This window comes from Janthinobacterium lividum (genome assembly GCF_011601275.1).
Taxonomy (GTDB): Bacteria; Pseudomonadota; Gammaproteobacteria; order Burkholderiales; family Burkholderiaceae_D; genus Janthinobacterium; species Janthinobacterium lividum_E.
The window spans coordinates 83570-100025 of sequence record NZ_JAAOLY010000020.1 but is presented as its reverse complement, the minus strand read 5'-3'; the positions used below and the strand labels follow the sequence as shown (position 1 = coordinate 100025).

General features: G+C 60.8%; 18 protein-coding genes. 7 read left to right on the top strand and 11 right to left on the bottom strand.

Features of this window, described 5'->3' with window-relative positions; all coding sequences use genetic code 11:
* The 4 genes from GYK42_RS24765 to GYK42_RS24750 form a co-directional block, all read left to right on the top strand.
* A partial coding sequence (locus tag GYK42_RS24765; protein WP_346768161.1) for a hypothetical protein occupies positions 1-1490 on the top strand: 1490 nt, incomplete at its 5' end.
* A 91-nt stretch (positions 1491-1581) separates the two neighbouring features.
* A complete protein-coding gene (locus GYK42_RS24760; protein WP_166449644.1) occupies positions 1582-1869 on the top strand; it encodes a protealysin inhibitor emfourin in 288 nt (95 codons plus the stop codon).
* A 340-nt stretch (positions 1870-2209) separates the two neighbouring features.
* A complete protein-coding gene (gene fdxA / locus GYK42_RS24755) occupies positions 2210-2533 on the top strand; it encodes a ferredoxin FdxA (protein WP_010395176.1) in 324 nt (107 codons plus the stop codon).
* Between the two features lie 272 nt (positions 2534-2805).
* Positions 2806-4026 carry a polyhydroxyalkanoate depolymerase gene (locus GYK42_RS24750; RefSeq protein ID WP_046685439.1) on the top strand — a complete coding sequence of 407 codons (1221 nt, stop codon included), beginning with the start codon at positions 2806-2808 and terminating at the stop codon, positions 4024-4026.
* 65 nt (positions 4027-4091) lie between these two features.
* Here GYK42_RS24750 and GYK42_RS24745 read toward each other — a convergent pair whose 3' ends face one another.
* The 3 genes from GYK42_RS24745 to GYK42_RS24735 form a co-directional block, all read right to left on the bottom strand.
* On the bottom strand, positions 4092-4787 hold the full coding sequence (locus GYK42_RS24745) for a DOPA 4,5-dioxygenase family protein (protein WP_166449643.1): 696 nt from the start codon (positions 4785-4787) through the stop codon (positions 4092-4094).
* Between the two features lie 44 nt (positions 4788-4831).
* Complete coding sequence (locus GYK42_RS24740) at positions 4832-7363, bottom strand: TonB-dependent receptor plug domain-containing protein (protein ID WP_166449642.1); 2532 nt, start codon at positions 7361-7363, stop codon at positions 4832-4834.
* A 126-nt stretch (positions 7364-7489) separates the two neighbouring features.
* Entirely contained in the window at positions 7490-8230 is a 741-nt protein-coding gene (locus tag GYK42_RS24735; protein ID WP_166449641.1) for a substrate-binding periplasmic protein, read from the bottom strand.
* A 360-nt stretch (positions 8231-8590) separates the two neighbouring features.
* On the opposite strand from GYK42_RS24735, the gene rsxB reads away from it, so the two are divergent.
* Complete coding sequence (gene rsxB / locus GYK42_RS24730; RefSeq protein WP_166449640.1) at positions 8591-9322, top strand: electron transport complex subunit RsxB; 732 nt, start codon at positions 8591-8593, stop codon at positions 9320-9322.
* Positions 9319-9966, top strand: coding sequence for an endonuclease III (gene nth / locus GYK42_RS24725; protein WP_035825095.1), 648 nt, complete (start codon positions 9319-9321; stop codon positions 9964-9966). The genes rsxB and nth overlap by 4 nt, the downstream gene beginning before the upstream one ends.
* A gap of 118 nt (positions 9967-10084) precedes the next feature.
* On the opposite strand, the gene proB is transcribed toward nth, so the two are convergent.
* The 5 genes from proB to rplU all read right to left on the bottom strand — a co-directional run bounded on the left by proB (position 10085) and on the right by rplU (position 13501).
* Entirely contained in the window at positions 10085-11203 is a 1119-nt protein-coding gene (gene proB, locus GYK42_RS24720) for a glutamate 5-kinase (RefSeq protein WP_166449639.1), read from the bottom strand.
* A 27-nt stretch (positions 11204-11230) separates the two neighbouring features.
* Positions 11231-11641: a hypothetical protein gene (locus GYK42_RS24715; protein WP_046685446.1), complete on the bottom strand. Its 411-nt coding sequence runs from the start codon at positions 11639-11641 to the stop codon at positions 11231-11233.
* Between the two features lie 12 nt (positions 11642-11653).
* Positions 11654-12763 carry a GTPase ObgE gene (gene obgE / locus GYK42_RS24710; RefSeq protein ID WP_034754647.1) on the bottom strand — a complete coding sequence of 370 codons (1110 nt, stop codon included), beginning with the start codon at positions 12761-12763 and terminating at the stop codon, positions 11654-11656.
* Between the two features lie 113 nt (positions 12764-12876).
* Positions 12877-13149, bottom strand: coding sequence for a 50S ribosomal protein L27 (gene rpmA, locus GYK42_RS24705; RefSeq protein ID WP_010395157.1), 273 nt, complete (start codon positions 13147-13149; stop codon positions 12877-12879).
* Positions 13150-13189: 40 nt separating this feature from the next.
* A complete protein-coding gene (gene rplU / locus GYK42_RS24700; RefSeq protein ID WP_034754730.1) occupies positions 13190-13501 on the bottom strand; it encodes a 50S ribosomal protein L21 in 312 nt (103 codons plus the stop codon).
* 304 nt (positions 13502-13805) lie between these two features.
* Between rplU and ispB the strand changes: the two genes are divergently transcribed.
* Entirely contained in the window at positions 13806-14795 is a 990-nt protein-coding gene (gene ispB, locus GYK42_RS24695; protein WP_034754644.1) for an octaprenyl diphosphate synthase, read from the top strand.
* Positions 14796-14856: 61 nt separating this feature from the next.
* Here ispB and arsH read toward each other — a convergent pair whose 3' ends face one another.
* Genes arsH through GYK42_RS24680 form a run of 3 tightly spaced genes read right to left on the bottom strand, consistent with a single transcriptional unit; the run spans position 14857 to position 16384 of the window.
* Positions 14857-15588, bottom strand: a complete 732-nt coding sequence (gene arsH / locus GYK42_RS24690; RefSeq protein ID WP_166449652.1) for an arsenical resistance protein ArsH — start codon at positions 15586-15588, stop codon at positions 14857-14859.
* 10 nt (positions 15589-15598) lie between these two features.
* Positions 15599-16021: an arsenate reductase (glutaredoxin) gene (arsC, locus tag GYK42_RS24685; protein WP_166449638.1), complete on the bottom strand. Its 423-nt coding sequence runs from the start codon at positions 16019-16021 to the stop codon at positions 15599-15601.
* A 12-nt stretch (positions 16022-16033) separates the two neighbouring features.
* Positions 16034-16384, bottom strand: coding sequence for an ArsR/SmtB family transcription factor (locus GYK42_RS24680; RefSeq protein WP_205711537.1), 351 nt, complete (start codon positions 16382-16384; stop codon positions 16034-16036).
* Positions 16385-16456: the final 72 nt, after the last annotated feature.

Sequence of the window (16456 nt, the reverse complement as noted above, 5' to 3'; positions counted from 1 at the left end):
CCCTTCCCGCCCATCGCTTGCGCCAGATCAAACCGGGCACGCCGAAGCGGGACGACTATCCCAGTTCCAGCTGCGCGTCTTGGAGAACCACCATGGACCAGAAAGTCATCGTGCCGGTCGAAGCCGTACTGACCAAATGCGTGTCCCTGCCCGTCGGCTATGTCCCCACTCCCTCGGCGCCGTACCGTTTGCACCGCAAGAATGCGCAACTGACTCTGCAGCCGGGTCCGCCCCGCCTGACCGAGGCCACGGTGCGCAACGTGGCCGCCGTACCCGTCGGCTCGCGCGTGCTGATCTGGAAGCAAGACCCGTCCGTCAGCGAACTGGGCACGCGCAAGAGCTTCCTGCCCGGCCTGATCCTGCAAGGCCCGCGCGACGCGCGCATCACGTTTGGCGAACCGGGCATCGCGCAGGTCAGCCCAAATGCCTTCGGCGACTTCATCGTTTCGCCCAACACGGACCAGTTCGACGCCGTGCACACGTTTGCCATCGTGCGCATGACATTGACCATGTACCAGCGCGCGCTGGCCAGCAACGACACGGCGCCGCCCCTGCCCTGGCAGTGGAATAGCGCCAGCAATACGGCCCCGCTGCGCGTGTTCCCGCACGGCTTGCCCAATGTCATGAATGCCTATTACAGCCGCAGCGACAAGGCGCTCAAGTTCGGCGACTTCATCCCTAGCGGCGCCACCGAGCGCGTCTACACCTGCCGCTCGCTCGACATCGTCTCGCACGAAACGGGGCACGCCGTGCTCGATGGCCTGAAGCCGAATTGGCTGCTCAGCAACAACCCGCCGCAAACGGGCGGTCTGCACGAATCGTTCGGCGACCTGACGGCCATCTTCCTGGCCCTGTCGCAACTGGACCAGGTGGAAGCGGTGATCGCCCAAACGAAATCCGACCTGCACGATAAAACGTTTCTGGCCGACCTTGCCGAGCAGTTCGGCCTGGCTCTTGGCCGTCCCAACGGCTTGCGCAATGCCGACAACGACATCAAATTGTCGGAAGCGGGCACGGAAGTGCACGCCATCTCGCAAGTGTTTACAGGCGCCATCTACGACATCCTGGCCGACATCTTTGCCCACGAACGCCAGCCCCAGTTGGAGGACGACGCGGCCGTACTGCACCGCTGCGGCGACTACCTGCGCAGCCTGGTCCTGCGCGCCCTGGTGGCCTCGCCCGACCAGGCGGCCACCTATGCCGACGTGGCCGGCCACATGCTGACGATCGCCCAGACCGATGGCAACGGCGCCTACCTGGACTTCATCCGCAACAGCTTTACCGTGCGCGAAGTGCTCAAGGCCAATGCCATGACGGAGGATGGGCAAATGACGTTCGCCCCCGATATCGTCGATGACGACAACGCCGTGCAAGACAGGCGCGCCTGCTGCGGTACCATGAACCATGCGGAATACAGCGAGTCGGATCAATTGCTCGAAGCGGAGCGTGAAGCGCTGGCCGCCTGGTGCCGCGATTACGGTCCCCGATAAATAGCACTGCGCACCAGCGCGCCCGCGTCAAGCCAGCCGGAACAGCGGCGGGCTGTGGCGCGTCCCACCACCACCCACAGCAAGGAGCAGCATGAAAATTTCAGCCCGCAGCAGCGGCGGCTTTGCCGGCCTGAGCGAACAGTATGAGATCGATACGCAAGCCCATCCGGCTGGCCCCGGTCTGGAAGCGGCACTGGCCAGCAGCGGATTCTTCACGCAGCCGCAGGCCACGGCCGAGCAGGTGGGCGCCGATATTCCCCGGTGGCAGATCACCGTCGACGCACCCACCGCGCGCCGCACCATCACGTTTGCCGAGGATGGCAGTGCCGAAAATGCACGTTGGCAGCAATTGCTGACGCAAATACGCGCCAGCGCCTGATTATTCCGGCACTTGTGACACTTATTTTTACCGATCTTGATTTGAGTAAAACAAAAACACCACACGGCAAGCCAGCATGCGACCCGCCCTGCCCCCTGCCGCATCGGGCGACTGTCGCTTTCTTGCCGCGTTCTTCATGGCAACGTCCCGGATAGTCGCTGAATTGCCCACTCTGCGCGGCAAAGGCAATGCCAAAAAATGAATTTGCTTATATGTATTGTATATAAGCGGGATTTGTGAGAAATAGCGAATTGCCTTAAAATACAATGCTTTGCTTTAGTATGCGCCGCCGACGTTCCTGCAGGCGCTACAGCACCTCCCCCAAATTGATAGGACTGTTATGACCCACGTTGTCACCGAATCCTGCATCGCCTGTCGCTATACCGACTGCGTCGATGTCTGCCCGGTAGATTGTTTCCGGGAAGGCCCGAACTTCCTGGCGATCGATCCGGACGAATGTATTGACTGCGCCGTCTGCGTGGCAGAGTGCCCGGTGAACGCGATTTTCGCGGAAGAAGACGTGCCGGGCGACCAGCAAGCCTTCATCAAGATCAACGTCGATCTGGCCCGCAACTGGCCTTCGATCACCAAGACGAAGGCAGCCTTGCCGGAAGCCGAGCAATACAAGGACGTCAAGGACAAGCTCGACATGCTGGTGCGCTAAGCGCACGTCAGCACGGCGGCCGTTCCTGCCGGGAGACTCTTTCCCGCAGGAGCGTGGCGGCAAAAACAGACAAAAAGCAGCGGAAACGCTGCTTTTTTTGCTTTTAAAGCATGGTTGCAGGTCTATCCATGCAAGTGTGGCGCGCTGTCACAACTATGCGCAAACTGTGGATCTATGCGCGGTAAAGCACATTTTGTCCTCAACAAATATCGTAAAATTGGATTATGATATTTGAGCCGATATTGGCGCTTGGAATTAAACAAGGACTCTATATGCTTTACCAACTGCACGAACTGCAACGCTCTTTCCTCACTCCGGTGATGCAATGGGCAGACATGTCCTCCAAGTTATTTACCAACCCGGTTTCTCCACTGGCCCACACCCCGTTTTCGCAACGCATCGCAGCCGGCTACGAGCTGATGTACCGCCTTGGCAAAGACTACGAAAAACCGCAATTCGACATTCAATCCGTTCTCGTCAAAGGCGAGAGCGTCGACATCCGCGAACACGTTGTCGTGACAAAACCGTTTTGCCGCCTGATCCACTTCAAAAAAGAAACCACTGGTTTGCAACAGCCCAAAGTTTTGCTGGTTGCCCCCCTGTCCGGTCACCACTCGACCCTGCTGCGCGACACCGTGCGCGGCTTGCTGGCCGAGCACGATGTTTACATCACCGACTGGACGGACGCGCGCATGGTACCGCTGACGGAAGGCCCGTTCCACCTGGACGACTACATTTATTATGTGCAGGAATTCATCCGCCTGCTGGCGCCTGATCTGCACGTGATTTCTGTCTGTCAGCCGACCGTGCCCGTGCTGGCCGCCATCTCGCTGATGGCGACGGCAAAAGATCCGCACATGCCGAAAACCATGACGATGATGGGCGGTCCGATCGACCCGCGCCGCTCGCCTACGCAAGTGAACAACCTGGCGACGGAAAAGAAATTCTCGTGGTTTGAAAACACCGTGATCTACGCGGTGCCGCCGAACTATCCGGGCTTTGGCCGCAAGGTCTATCCAGGCTTCCTGCAGCACGCCGGCTTCATCGCCATGAACCCGGGCCGCCACGCGCAAAGCCACCGCGAGTTCTACATGCACCTGGTGACGGGCGACGACGAGCCGGCGGAAGGCCATCGCCAGTTCTACAACGAGTACAACGCCGTGCTGGACATGCCGGCCGAGTACTACCTGGAAACCATTAAAACGGTTTTCCAGGAATTCAGCCTGCCGATGGGCACGTGGAAAGTGGGCGGCCAGCTGGTGCGTCCGCAAGACATCACGAACGTGGCGCTGTTCACCGTAGAAGGCGAACTGGACGACATTTCCGGCGCCGGCCAGACGCAGGCGGCCCACGACCTGTGTTCCGGCATCCCTGCCGAGATGCAGCAAGACTTCGTGGCGCCGAAATGCGGCCACTACGGCATCTTCTCGGGCCGCCGCTGGCGCGAGATCATTTGCCCGAAAATCGGCGAATTCATCCAGAAGCATTCCTGATCCGGATAGCACCACCCGGAACGCCACGCCAGTTCACACCGGCGTGGCGTTTTTTTATGCCCAGCTCATGCGCGCGACGTTTCGATTTTCACCGTCGGCCGCGTATTGACAAAGATCTGCTCGACTCTCGGCTCGCCCGGCCCCGGCTTCTTCATCGCATAGCCATTCACGGGTTGCGAACGGTTCACCCACAGCGCGTAATACAGGTGGTCGGCGCGCGGATCTTCCGTGTTCGGATGGATCAGTATGGTCAGGCCCAGGCTGTTGAGCTGCAGCCACGGCACGATCACGTGCAGCAAGTCATTCGTGAAGCCAAAGTAAAACGACGGCGTCACGTGCGGACCGCGCGGCTCCAGGTTCCAGTCGCCCAGTTCGATCTGGAAGCGTTCGGCCGCCCACTTGCGTATCAGCGCCGCCTTCTGGTAACTGTCTTCGTCAAAATAGATATGCGCGTGATAGCTCTCGATATCCGTGTAGGCGCGCGGTGTCGACGGCAAGGTTTCCTCGCCGGGCCGCACGCTGACGGGGCGCGGCGTGGGCGCCGTGTCCGTATGCTCGCCCCACGGGCTCTTGCCGGGCGCAGCTGGTTTTACTTGTTTGACGCGCTTGACGGCGCCATCCTGCGCCAGTGCCGTCCCCGCCAGCCCCGAAGCGGCCAGCGCCGCCACCAAGCCGCCGCCGCGCAAGACCGTACGGCGCTGCGGCGAGAGGAGGTTGGCCCATTCCAGATCGATGGCCGCGTGTTGAGTGTTGTCAGACATGTCAATTCCTGTTCTTGATGATAGGTATGAAGAGAGAAGGCAGATCAAAAGTGAACGGTGGCGCGGGCGTAGTAATAACCGCCAAGCACGCCAAGCGGTCCTGAGTTATCGTAGGCGCCCGTGTACTGCGCCAGATTCGCGGCGCTACGCGCCTCGCGCGGCACCTGGTTCGGTTTCTGGTCGAAGACATTGTTGGCGCCCACCGTCACGTTGATACGCTTGCTGATGTCATAACCCACACTCACGTCCGTCATGAAGGCGGCTTTCAGCTGGTAATCGCCACCCGTGATGGTATTCAGGCGCTTGAGCTTGCCGTAACGCGTCTCTCGCAGCTTGAATGTCCAGCCGGCCTTTTCATACGCCAGGGTGACGATCTCCTTGTCGCGCGGCGCCCGGTACAGCAAGTCATACTCGGCCGACTTGCTCAGGGTGCCGATGTTCGGCAAACCTTGCAACACAGCCGGCAGCGCCGCCTTGCCCACCAGGCTCGTGTGGTTGAAATTGGCGGCCGCCGTCCAGCGCAGCTTGCCATCGGCCACGCGCAAGTCATCTTCGGCCGTGAAATCGATGCCGCGCGTGCGCGTGTCGCCCACGTTGGCAAAATAATGCGCCACCAGGCCATTACCCACCGTCAAGCCCGCCGAACGCAGCAGGTTTTCAATGACGCTCGCTTGCGCCGCCGTCAACGGCCTGCCGCTGCCGTCGAGCGCCACGCCCGAGCTGCGGTCGATGCCGATGTTCGACGACACGCCCAGGCGGTCGCTGACCTTGATTTGATACGCGTCAACGGCCAGGCGCAGGGTGGGCGTGGGGTTGAAGGTCAGCCCGGCCGACAGATTCGTCGATTTTTCCGGTTTTAATGCTTGCGCGCCCAAGGCCCGCGCGGCAAGCGAATTGGGCTGTGCCAGGGTATAGGGCACGCCCGCATGGTCGGACGTGTTCGAATACGATTGCGTCACCAGGCTGGGCGCATGAAAACCGTTGCTGACAGTGCCGCGCACGGCGACGGCGGGCGTGACGTCATAACGGGCGGACAGACGCCCCGTGGTCTTGCTGCCGAAATCGGAATATTTCTCGGCGCGCAGGGCCGTGTCGAGCAGCCATTGCGGCGTCAATTTGGCGCCCAGGCCGATATACGCCGCGTAGCTGTGGCGCGCCGTATCGGATGCATCGACGGGCAGGTAGCCGGCCAGCGCCGACGAGCCGCTGCCCTGCCAGGAAGCGGGTTCTCCAGGACTGCGCTGCTGCGTTTCATGCGAATACTCGAGGCCCAGGCTCAGGTCGGCTGGTTCGTTCAAGCCCAGCTGCACGGGCCGGCGCGCGTCGGCGTTGGTGGTCGAGCGGCTGTAGCGCTGATTGCCGATCGTAAAATCCGTCTTGCCACCCGGATAGGTCAACGAGTAATTGGCCGAATTCTCCACGCCCACGTCGATATCGTCGCGGCCATACGTCGTGCTCAGGTCCCAGGACCAGCCCGCCGTTTCGCCCTTGACGCCGCCCGTCAGCGAAAAATCGTTTTCGCTCGTCGTTTCATACGGCGTGAATCCATCGGGATACACGGCCAGCAAGCCTTTGTTGTTATTGAAAATGGTATTGGGCAGGCGGAAATTTTGCGCCGAGCGGGCATTGCGGTGCGCATACGTGCCAAAGCCGTACAGTTGCACCTCGTTCGACACGTCATAGCCGAGGTTGGCGCTAAGCGAGGCGGTCGTGCTTTGCGGCACGCCTGTATTGCGCCATGGATTACTGTTGCGCGTCGCTTCGGCCGGGTTCGGTGAAGCGCCGGCCGGCAAGCTGTTGTTCGGTCCCAATTTCACCAGCTGGCCATCGCTGTTGCGCACGGCCGGATACGACAGATATGCGGGATTCAAGCCGAAATTGCGCACGGCGATACCCTGGCGCTGGACTTCGGCGCCAAAGTGCGCAAAGCCGTGCTCGCCCAATCGCGTGCCGCCATCGATGCGCGCGGAACCGTTCGTGCCGTCACCGTCGTAGGTGGAGCCGAGCTGCGTGCTGAAGCTGCCCTTGTCATCCGCCTTCAGGATGATGTTGATGACGCCGGCGATGGCGTCGGAGCCGTAGATGGCCGAAGCGCCATCGCGCAGGATTTCCACGCGGGCAATGGCGCCCGTGGGGATCAGGGCCAGGTCGGTGGCAACGGAGCCGGGAAAACCATCTTCATTGACGATGGCCGTCGTATGCCGGCGCTTGCCATTGACCAGCACCAGGGTATGCGAGGGATCGAGGTTGCGCAGCTGCCCGGCGCGCACGATGCTGCCCAGGTCGGGCTGCACGCGGGCCGGCAAGTTGAACGACGGCAAAGCCGTGTCCAGCGCATCGAGCAAGTTCAATTTGCCCGTCGCCTGCAATTGCTGCGCACTGATCACGTCGACCGGCGCGGCGCTGTTGGCCACCGTGCGGCCCGTGCCGCGCGCACCCGTGACGATGACGGTGTCGAGCGGAGCTTGTGCATGCGCCACGCAAGGCGCTCCCAGCACGAGCACGGCCGCCGAGACGGCGCGCGCCAGCTGCCGCAAACGGGGGGCAGGGTCTTGCTTGTCAATCAATTCCGGCATACGAAAACATCCTTTCAAAGTCGTCAACACAGTGGTTGCAGACTAAAGGATGGACAAACAAACAAGAACGAATGGTTTCGTATTTAGATATTTCGTTTTGGCAACGAACAACAGCGGCGCGCCGTGTCAGGGATGGACCGGGCCGGTCGCCAGGCTCTGGTCGAGCCGCTTCCAGTAATCGCGTTCCAGCCGGGCCGTGTCGATATCGCGCGCCGCCTCGTTGAAGCGCTTTTGCCGTACCGCACCTTCGGCATCGCGCTGGAAGCACACGTAGACGGGACGCTCCTTGAAGACGGTATCGATGATGCCGATGCGTTCCCGTTCGGCCTTGCTGAAGTTGCGTCCCATCAGTAAGTGCTGCAGGACATGGCGCTCGATGACGATCACGCGGTAACGCTTGATCAGCAGTTTCTTCAGATTCGTTGCATCGTTCAAGCCCTCTTCCGTCTTCAGCTCGCCGCGCGCCACCATGCCATCGAATTGTTCCCCATTCGAATAGCCAGCCACGGTACCGATGCGCAACTTGCCCAGATCGGCCAGGGTCGCGCCGGGCGCGCCATCCTCCTTCAGGTAGGCCAGCACACCCTGCGTATTGCCAACCGGGACAGAAAAGTGGCAGAGTTTTTCCCGTTCCGGCGTGCGCCAGACGGCCAGCAACCCGGCGTAGCGGGGACTGCCCAGGCCGAATTGCATGGCGCGCTTCCAGGGGAAATATTCATACTTGACCGTATAGCCGAGGCGCTCGAAGACGGCGCTGACCATGGCGCCCGACATGCCGTCGGCAGGCAGGCTGCGGGTAATGAAGGGTGGCCAGTCTTCCGCCGCGAAGCGGACGGTGCGCGAGCTGGCAGCGCCCGGCGCCGCCATGGGAGTAGCCGTCTGCCCGTGCCCGAGGGCAAACGCAGAGTGCATGAACAAACAGAAGGGCAAACCAACTGTCCGGAGGAAACGCATGTTTGGCTCCTATGGCCTGGCGCGCATTGCAATGCAGGTGCGGCAACAGGACTGGCGGTCGGCTTTTGATAACTAACTTGATAAAATCATGCTCCCACAAAAAAAAGAAATTGCAAAGTTGTTTATTTGCACTTTGACATTCCCATTGGAAATAAATACGATTGCGGCGCGCCTGCAACAGCCCGCCTTGGCGCACCTTATCCCCTCTTGCAAAACAGGTTTTTACTTGTGCGCGCCCCAGATGGCCGATAATGGCGTTTTACCGTATCGAAGATGACCGTGCCGCATCCCGCCTCTCCCTCACTTGCCGACCAGATCGAAGACTTGCTGCCGCAAACGCAATGCACGAAATGCGGCTACAACGGCTGCCGCCCGTATGCGGACGCGATAGCCGCCGGCAGCGCCGACATCAACCAGTGCCCACCGGGCGGCGCGCAAGGCATCGCGCGCCTGGCCGGCTTGCTGGGCAAAAAAGTCATTCCACTCAATCCCGTCAACGGCCTCGAACGTCCGCGATCTATCGCCTATATCGACGAATCGCTGTGTATCGGCTGTACCCTGTGCATCCAGGCCTGTCCCGTGGACGCCATCGTCGGCGCCGCCAAGCAGATGCATACGGTGGTCACCAGCCTGTGCACGGGCTGCGACCTGTGCGTGGCGCCCTGCCCCGTCGACTGCATCGTCATGTACCCCGTCAGCGGCGACGCCACGGGCTGGGATGCCTGGAGCCAGATGGATGCCGACGATGCGCGCGCGCGCCACGATTTCCGCACGCAGCGTCTGCGCCGCGAAGCCGAGGCCAACGACGCGCGCCTGGCCGCCAAGGCCGTCGCCAAGATGCAGGAAGTAACGCAGGAAGTGCCCGCCACGCCAGATGAGCAGGCAGAGAAGGAGCGCAAGCGCGCCATCATCGCCGCCGCCATGGAGCGCGCGCGCGCCAAGGCCGCTGCCGCCAGCCCGGACACCGCCCCGCCAGCCCCCAACACGCCCAAAAAAGACGCATGAACGCCGCCAAACGCCTGGAAATCTTTACGCGCTTCCGCGCCGCCAATCCATCCCCGAAAACGGAACTCGAATACACGACGCCGTTCGAGCTGCTGATCGCCGTGCTGCTGTCGGCGCAGGCAACCGACGTGTCCGTCAACAAGGCGACCCGCTTGCTGTATCCGGTCGCCAATACGCCTGCCAAGATACTGGCGCTCGGCGTCGACGAGCTGGCCAGCTACATCCGCACCATCGGCCTGTTCCGCACCAAGGCGAAGAACGTCATTGCCACTTGCCAGATCCTGCTCGAGCAGCACGGCGGCGAAGTGCCGCGCGACCGCGCCTCGCTGGAAGCCTTGCCCGGCGTGGGCCGCAAGACGGCAAACGTGGTCATGAACACGGCGTTTGGCGAACCAACGATGGCCGTCGACACGCATATCTTCCGCGTCTCGAATCGCACCGGCATCGCGCCAGGCAAGAATGTCGATATCGTCGAGCAAAAGCTGCTCAAATTCGTGCCCAAGGAATTCCTGCACGACGCCCACCACTGGCTGATCCTGCACGGCCGCTACACGTGCACGGCGCGCAAGCCGCAATGCTGGAACTGCATGATCGCCGACCTGTGCGACTACAAGGACAAGTCGCCGATGCCGGCCGTGGTGTAAACAAAAAAAACGGCCCGAATGGGCCGATGTCGTTGCGTGGTAGGTCGGATTAGCGCTACGCGCGTAATCCGACAGGACGCGGCAACAATGTTGTCGGATTACGCTCCGCTAATCCGACCTACAGCAACACCATATTGTCGCGGTGGATCAGCTCGTGGCCTTCCATGTAGCCGAGAATCGCCTCGATCTCGGTGGAAGGCTTGCGCATGATGCGGCGCGCTTCGCCGCTCGTGTAGTTGGACAGGCCGCGAGCCACGGGCGTGCCGTCCGCGTCGACGCAGGTGATGACGGCGCCGCGGCCGAACTCGCCATTCACGCCCGTCACGCCGATCGGCAACAATGATTTGCCTTCCTGGCGCAGCTTTTGCACGGCGCCCGCATCGAGCACGACGGCGCCAGCCGTATGCAGATGATCGGCCATCCACTGCTTGCGCGCCGTCAACTGCCCCGTTTGCGCCCGCAGCTCCGTGCCGATCGCTTCGCCCTGGGCCAAGCGGCTGAGCACGTCGCTGTCGCGGCCCCAGGCGATGATCGTGTGCGCGCCGGACTTGGCGGCGCGCTTGGCGGCGAGGATTTTCGTCAGCATGCCGCCACGCCCCAGGCTGCTGCCGGCGCCGCCGGCCATCGCTTCCAGGGAAGGGTCGCCAGCGATGCCTTGCGTGATCAGATAAGCGTTCGGGTCCTTGCGCGGATCGGCCGAAAACAGGCCATGCTGGTCGGTCAGGATGACCAGCGCATCGGCTTCGATCAGGTTGGCCACCAGGGCTCCCAGGGTATCGTTGTCGCCGAACTTGATTTCATCGGTGACGACGGTGTCGTTTTCATTGATGATCGGCACCACGCCCAGGCGCAGCAGGGTCGTCAGGGTGGAGCGGGCATTGAGGTAGCGTTCGCGGTCAGCCAGGTCGGCGTGCGTGAGCAGCACTTGCGCCGTGCCCAGGCTATGGGCGCGGAAACTGCTTTCGTAGATTTGCGCCAGGCCCATCTGGCCGACGGCGGCGCACGCCTGCAATTCGTGGATATCGGTGGGGCGCTGCTCGAAACCGAGACGCAGCATGCCTTCGGCAATGGCGCCGGAGCTCACCAGCACGACTTCCTTGCCCAGGGCGCGCAAGCCGGAAATCTGCGCGGCCCAGCGTGCGATGGCGGCATGGTCGAGTCCGCGGCCATCGTTGGTGACCAGCGAGGAGCCGACTTTGATGATGATGCGGGTAGCTTTTTGAATCACGGAATCCATGGGGCGGCGCTCTTCACTTAATAGACGTCAGCGCGCAGGACGCAGCAGCAGCAAGGCCAGCCCCGCCGTCAGCTCCATTGCGCACATGAACAACACAAAACCCTGGGGCAAGCCGAAGCTGATGGCCGCAAACAGACGGCCGGCGGGCTGCGCCAGGACCAACATTGCTGTGATATCGCCGAGGACAGGCGGTTCGCCCTGCCGTGCCGCGAACAGCGCCAGGAGCGCGGTAGCACCCCAGACACCGACATGAGTAGCGTAGAACTGGCTGTAGCCATTGACGCCATTGAGGAAGATGCCCATGCCGGCCGCCATGTCATCGGCGAACAGCAGACAGGCGACCGCGCTCAGCCCGTAAGCATACGCGATCAGATGCAATACACGGCGCTGCCACGCTTGCTTGCGCGCGGGCGCGGCAGCGACCATCTGTACCGACATCAGGATAAAGCCTTAGTCGAGGATCTTGAAACGCGGATCATCCGGGTCGATCGACGAGATACCGCGTGCTTCTTCGGTCATCTGCGTTTCTTCGGCACGGCTTTCGCTGTGTTTCTTCTCTTCCAGATGCTGGTAAATCGCATTCACCAGTTCCGGGCAGCCTTGATGGTTCAGCGCGGAGATCTCGAAAACAGGACCTTTCCAGGCGAAACGCTTGAGGAAGTCCTTGACGATCTTCTTGCGCTCTTCTTCCGGCACCATGTCGAGCTTGTTCAACACCAGCCAGCGCGGCTTGTCGACCAGCGACTCGTCGTACTTTTTCAATTCCTTGACCAGCGCCTTGGCTTCCTTGACAGGATCGACGTTGGTTTCAAACGGCGCCAGGTCGACGATGTGCAACAGCAGACCCGTGCGCTGCAAGTGACGCAGGAATTGATGGCCCAGGCCCGCGCCTTCGGAAGCGCCTTCGATCAAGCCGGGAATGTCGGCGATCACAAAGCTTTTCTCGTGCGACACGCGCACCACGCCCAAGTTCGGGTGCAGGGTGGTAAATGGGTAATCGGCAATTTTCGGACGCGCGTTCGAGACGGCCGAAATGAACGTCGACTTGCCGGCGTTCGGCATGCCCAGCAGGCCAACGTCGGCCAGCACTTTCAATTCCAGGCGCAGTTCGCGGCGTTCGCCTTCCTTGCCCTCGCCTTTTTGGCGCGGTGCGCGGTTGGTCGAGGACTTGAAGTGGATATTGCCCCAGCCGCCTTCGCCGCCCTTGGCCAGCATTTCGGTCTGGCCGTGTTCGGTCAGATCGGCCAGGATTTCGCCGCTCGCGTTGTCGATGATCAAGGTGCCGACCGGCATGCGCAGGTGGATGTCATCGGCGCCCTTGCCATAGCAATCTGCGCCACGGCCAGGCTCGCCATTGCGAGCCTTGTGCATTTTGGAGAAGCGGAAATCGACGAGCGTGTTGATATTGCGGTCGGCGACTGCCCAAATGGTGCCGCCCTTGCCGCCATCGCCGCCATCGGGACCGCCGAAAGGCCGGAATTTTTCACGACAGAAAGAGGCGCAGCCGTTGCCGCCATCGCCCGCGATGACTTCGATTTTTGCTTCGTCGATAAACTTCATAATTTTGCCGCCATAAAACTAAAAAGGCTCTACCTTGGGCAGAGCCTTTCGATTGAAGGCTTGCGCCTTACATCATGCGATCATTGCGGAGCGAACTGGCGCTCCGCAGTGAATTACGCTGGTACTGCTGCGTTAGGTACAACGGTCACGAATTGCTTCGAGCCAGCACCTTTGACAACGAACTTCACTTTGCCCGCGATCAGCGCGAACAACGTGTGGTCCTTGCCCATGCCTACGCCTTCGCCGGCGCGCACTGGGGTGCCGCGTTGACGAATGATGATGCCGCCAGCATTGATAGCTTGGCCGCCGTAGACTTTAACGCCCAGACGTTTTGATTCTGAATCACGGCCGTTTCGCGTTGTGCCGCCGCCTTTTTTATGTGCCATTTAAGACTCCTTGATAGCTGATTAATTCAAACAGCGGCGATTAGCCGTTGATCGAAACGATTTGGATTTCGGTAAAATTCTGGCGATGGCCTTGATGCTTTTGGTAGTGCTTACGACGACGCATCTTGAAAATTTTGACCTTATCATGGCGACCATGCGCCACAACCGTAACCAGTACCGTTGCACCTTCGACCAATGGAGCACCAAACTTGATGCTGTCGCCCGCGCCTACTGCGAGAACTTGATCGATGGTGATTTCGGAACCAATGTCTGCCGGTATCTGTTCTACTTTAAGTTTTTCGCCAGCGACAACTTTGTATTGTTTGCCACCGGTTTTTATGACCGCGTACATGATTTGAAACCTCATCAAATGTTGAAAGAATTTGTCCCACTGCCATGAAAAGCAAGCCATGCACAACAGGGGGAACCAGCGATTATACACGGACTGATAAATTGCGTCAAAAAGTATTCACAAAGCTTGACGATCGTGGTATGTCGACAACCTGACCATCATGTCAGGCTTGCGCCAGGCGGACAGCAAAACGCGCGCCAGTGCCAACAAGATCAATCAATTGCCCTACAGTCATAGGCAAACGTCACGCACGCGCAAGCCTTGTCGTATAATCGCGGCACCCACAATCTAATGCAGGTTCGCCTTGTCTGACGCTAACAAACACGTTAACCAAAACACCATCGTGCAAACGATTGCCGCCGATATGGACGCAGTCAATACGGTGATCCGCCAAAAGTTGCACTCCGATGTGATTCTGATCAACCAGATCGCTGAATACATCATCAGCGCAGGTGGCAAACGCATCCGTCCCGTGCTGATTTTGCTGGTGGCCAATGCCCACGCCTATCGCGGCACGGCGCATCATGAACTGGCAGCCGTGGTCGAATTCATCCACACCGCCACCCTGCTGCACGACGACGTCGTCGACGAATCGTCGATGCGCCGCGGACGCCAGACGGCCAATGCCCTGTTCGGCAATGCCGCGTCGGTGCTGGTGGGCGACTTCCTGCACTCGCGTTCGTTCCAGCTGATGGTGTCGCTCAATAATATGCGCGTCATGCAAATCCTCTCGGACGCCACCAACGTGATCGCCGAAGGCGAAGTGCTGCAGCTGCTGAACATGCACGATCCGGACGTGACGCAAGAGAGCTATCTGAACGTCATCCGCTCGAAGACAGCCAAGCTGTTCGAAGCGTCGGCGCAACTGGGCGCCCTGATCGCCGGCGCCAGCGAAGACGATATCGAAGCGGCTGCCGAATACGGCCGCTCGCTGGGCACGGCCTTCCAGCTGATCGACGACGTGCTCGACTATGCAGGCGACGCCGCCGAAATCGGCAAGAACGTGGGCGACGACTTGCGCGAAGGCAAACCGACGATGCCGCTAATCTGGCTGATGGAAAACGGTACGCCGGAACAGCGCGAACTCGTGCGCAGCTGCATCGAGCAAGGCGACGAACAGCATTTCGATACCGTCCTGACGGCCATCACCAGCAGCGGCGCCCTCGACTACACGCGCAAGCAGGCGGAAATCGCCGGCCAGCGCGCCGCCGACGCCATCGCCGGCTGGCCGGACAGCGTCTACAAGCAATCGATGCTGCAACTGTGCTCGTTTGCCGTGGACCGCAATCACTGATCGCATTGCATTAGCAGCAATACATAACGGCGCCACTGGCGCCGTTTTTCTTATGCGCCGCTTATTCGCTGCGCTCATGCTCCATGGCCGCGCCCGCCAATTCCTGCACGATGGCAGGCTCCGCTTCCAACCGCTCGCTGTAGCGGCTGCCCAGGTAGTCGCGGCGGTCGCGCACCAGCAGAGTAAATTTATACAGCTCTTCCATCACGTCGACTAGGCGTTCGTAATATGGCGAGGGCTTCATACGGCCCGCGTCGTCGAATTCCTGGTAAGCCTTGGCCACCGAGGACTGGTTTGGAATCGTCACCATGCGCATCCAGCGCCCCAGCACGCGCAAGCCGTTGACGGCATTGAACGATTGCGAACCGCCCGACACTTGCATCACCGCAAGCGTTCGCCCCTGCGTGGGACGCACGCTGCCCGTTTCCAGCGGCAACCAGTCTATCTGCGACTTGAACACGCCCGTGACGGCACCATGTCGTTCCGGACTGCACCACACCTGCCCTTCCGACCATAGCGACAATTCGCGCAACTCCTGCACTTTGGGATGATCGGGCGGCACGCTGTCGACCATGGGCAAGCCGTGCGGGTCGAACACGCGTGTTTCGGCGCCAAAGTGGCGCAGGATGCGCTCCGCTTCCAGGGTCAGCAGCTTGCTGTACGAGCGTTCGCGCAAGGAGCCGTACAACAGCAGGATGCGCGGCGCGTGCGTGGACATGTGCGCCGGCGCCAGCTTGTCCAGGCTGGGCAGGTCCAGGTGCGCGGCGCTGATGTTGGGCAGCTCATTGAACAGCTCGTCCATGTCAGGCCACCGGCTTGCCGTCGGCGCCGACCACGGCCTGGCCATCTTCCTTGGCAAATGCCCCTTGTTGCGGCAGCGGCAGAATCTCCAGCACTTTTTCCGACGGTCGGCACAGGCGCACACCCAGTTCCGTGACGACGATGGGGCGGTTGATCAAAATAGGATGGGCTTGCATGGCGTCCAGCAGGGCCGCATCGGGCAAGTCCGGATTGGCCAGGCCCAACTCGTCGTACAGGACGCCCTTGTCGCGCATGGCGGCGCGCACGGACAGGCCCGCGCGCGCGATCAGGTCGGCCAGTTCCTCGCGCGAAGGCGGATGCTTGACGTAATCGATGATGACGGGCTCGACGCCCGTATTGCGGATCAGGGCCAGGGTATTGCGCGACGTGCCGCACGCCGTGTTGTGATAAATCGTGATCGTCATGTCTTGGTGTCCTTAATGAGGTTCGCTGACGCAGCAAGGTGCGCCGGCACAGCAGTTTTCGGTCAGGAAGGCCAGCAAGCCGTTCATGCCCGCATAATTGGCGGCGTAGATGATGGAGCGGCCCGCCTTGCTCGCTGTCACCAGATTGGCGTGCGCCAGTTCTTTCAGGTGAAACGACAGCGACGATGGCGCAATCGCCAGCGCTTCGGCGATTTTCGTCGCGGCCATGCCTTCCTGCCCCGCTTGCACCAGCAGGCGGAACACAGCCAGCCGCGATTCCTGCGCCAGCGCAGCCAGCGCTGCGATGGCTGCCGTGCTTGTCAGTGGCTCGGCTTGCGCCGCGATTGAGTTTTCATTTTCCATATTTCAATAATAGTCGAATTATTGAATCATTTCAAGCGAGGTGTCTTACGTAACCCAGCGCACCGACTGTCA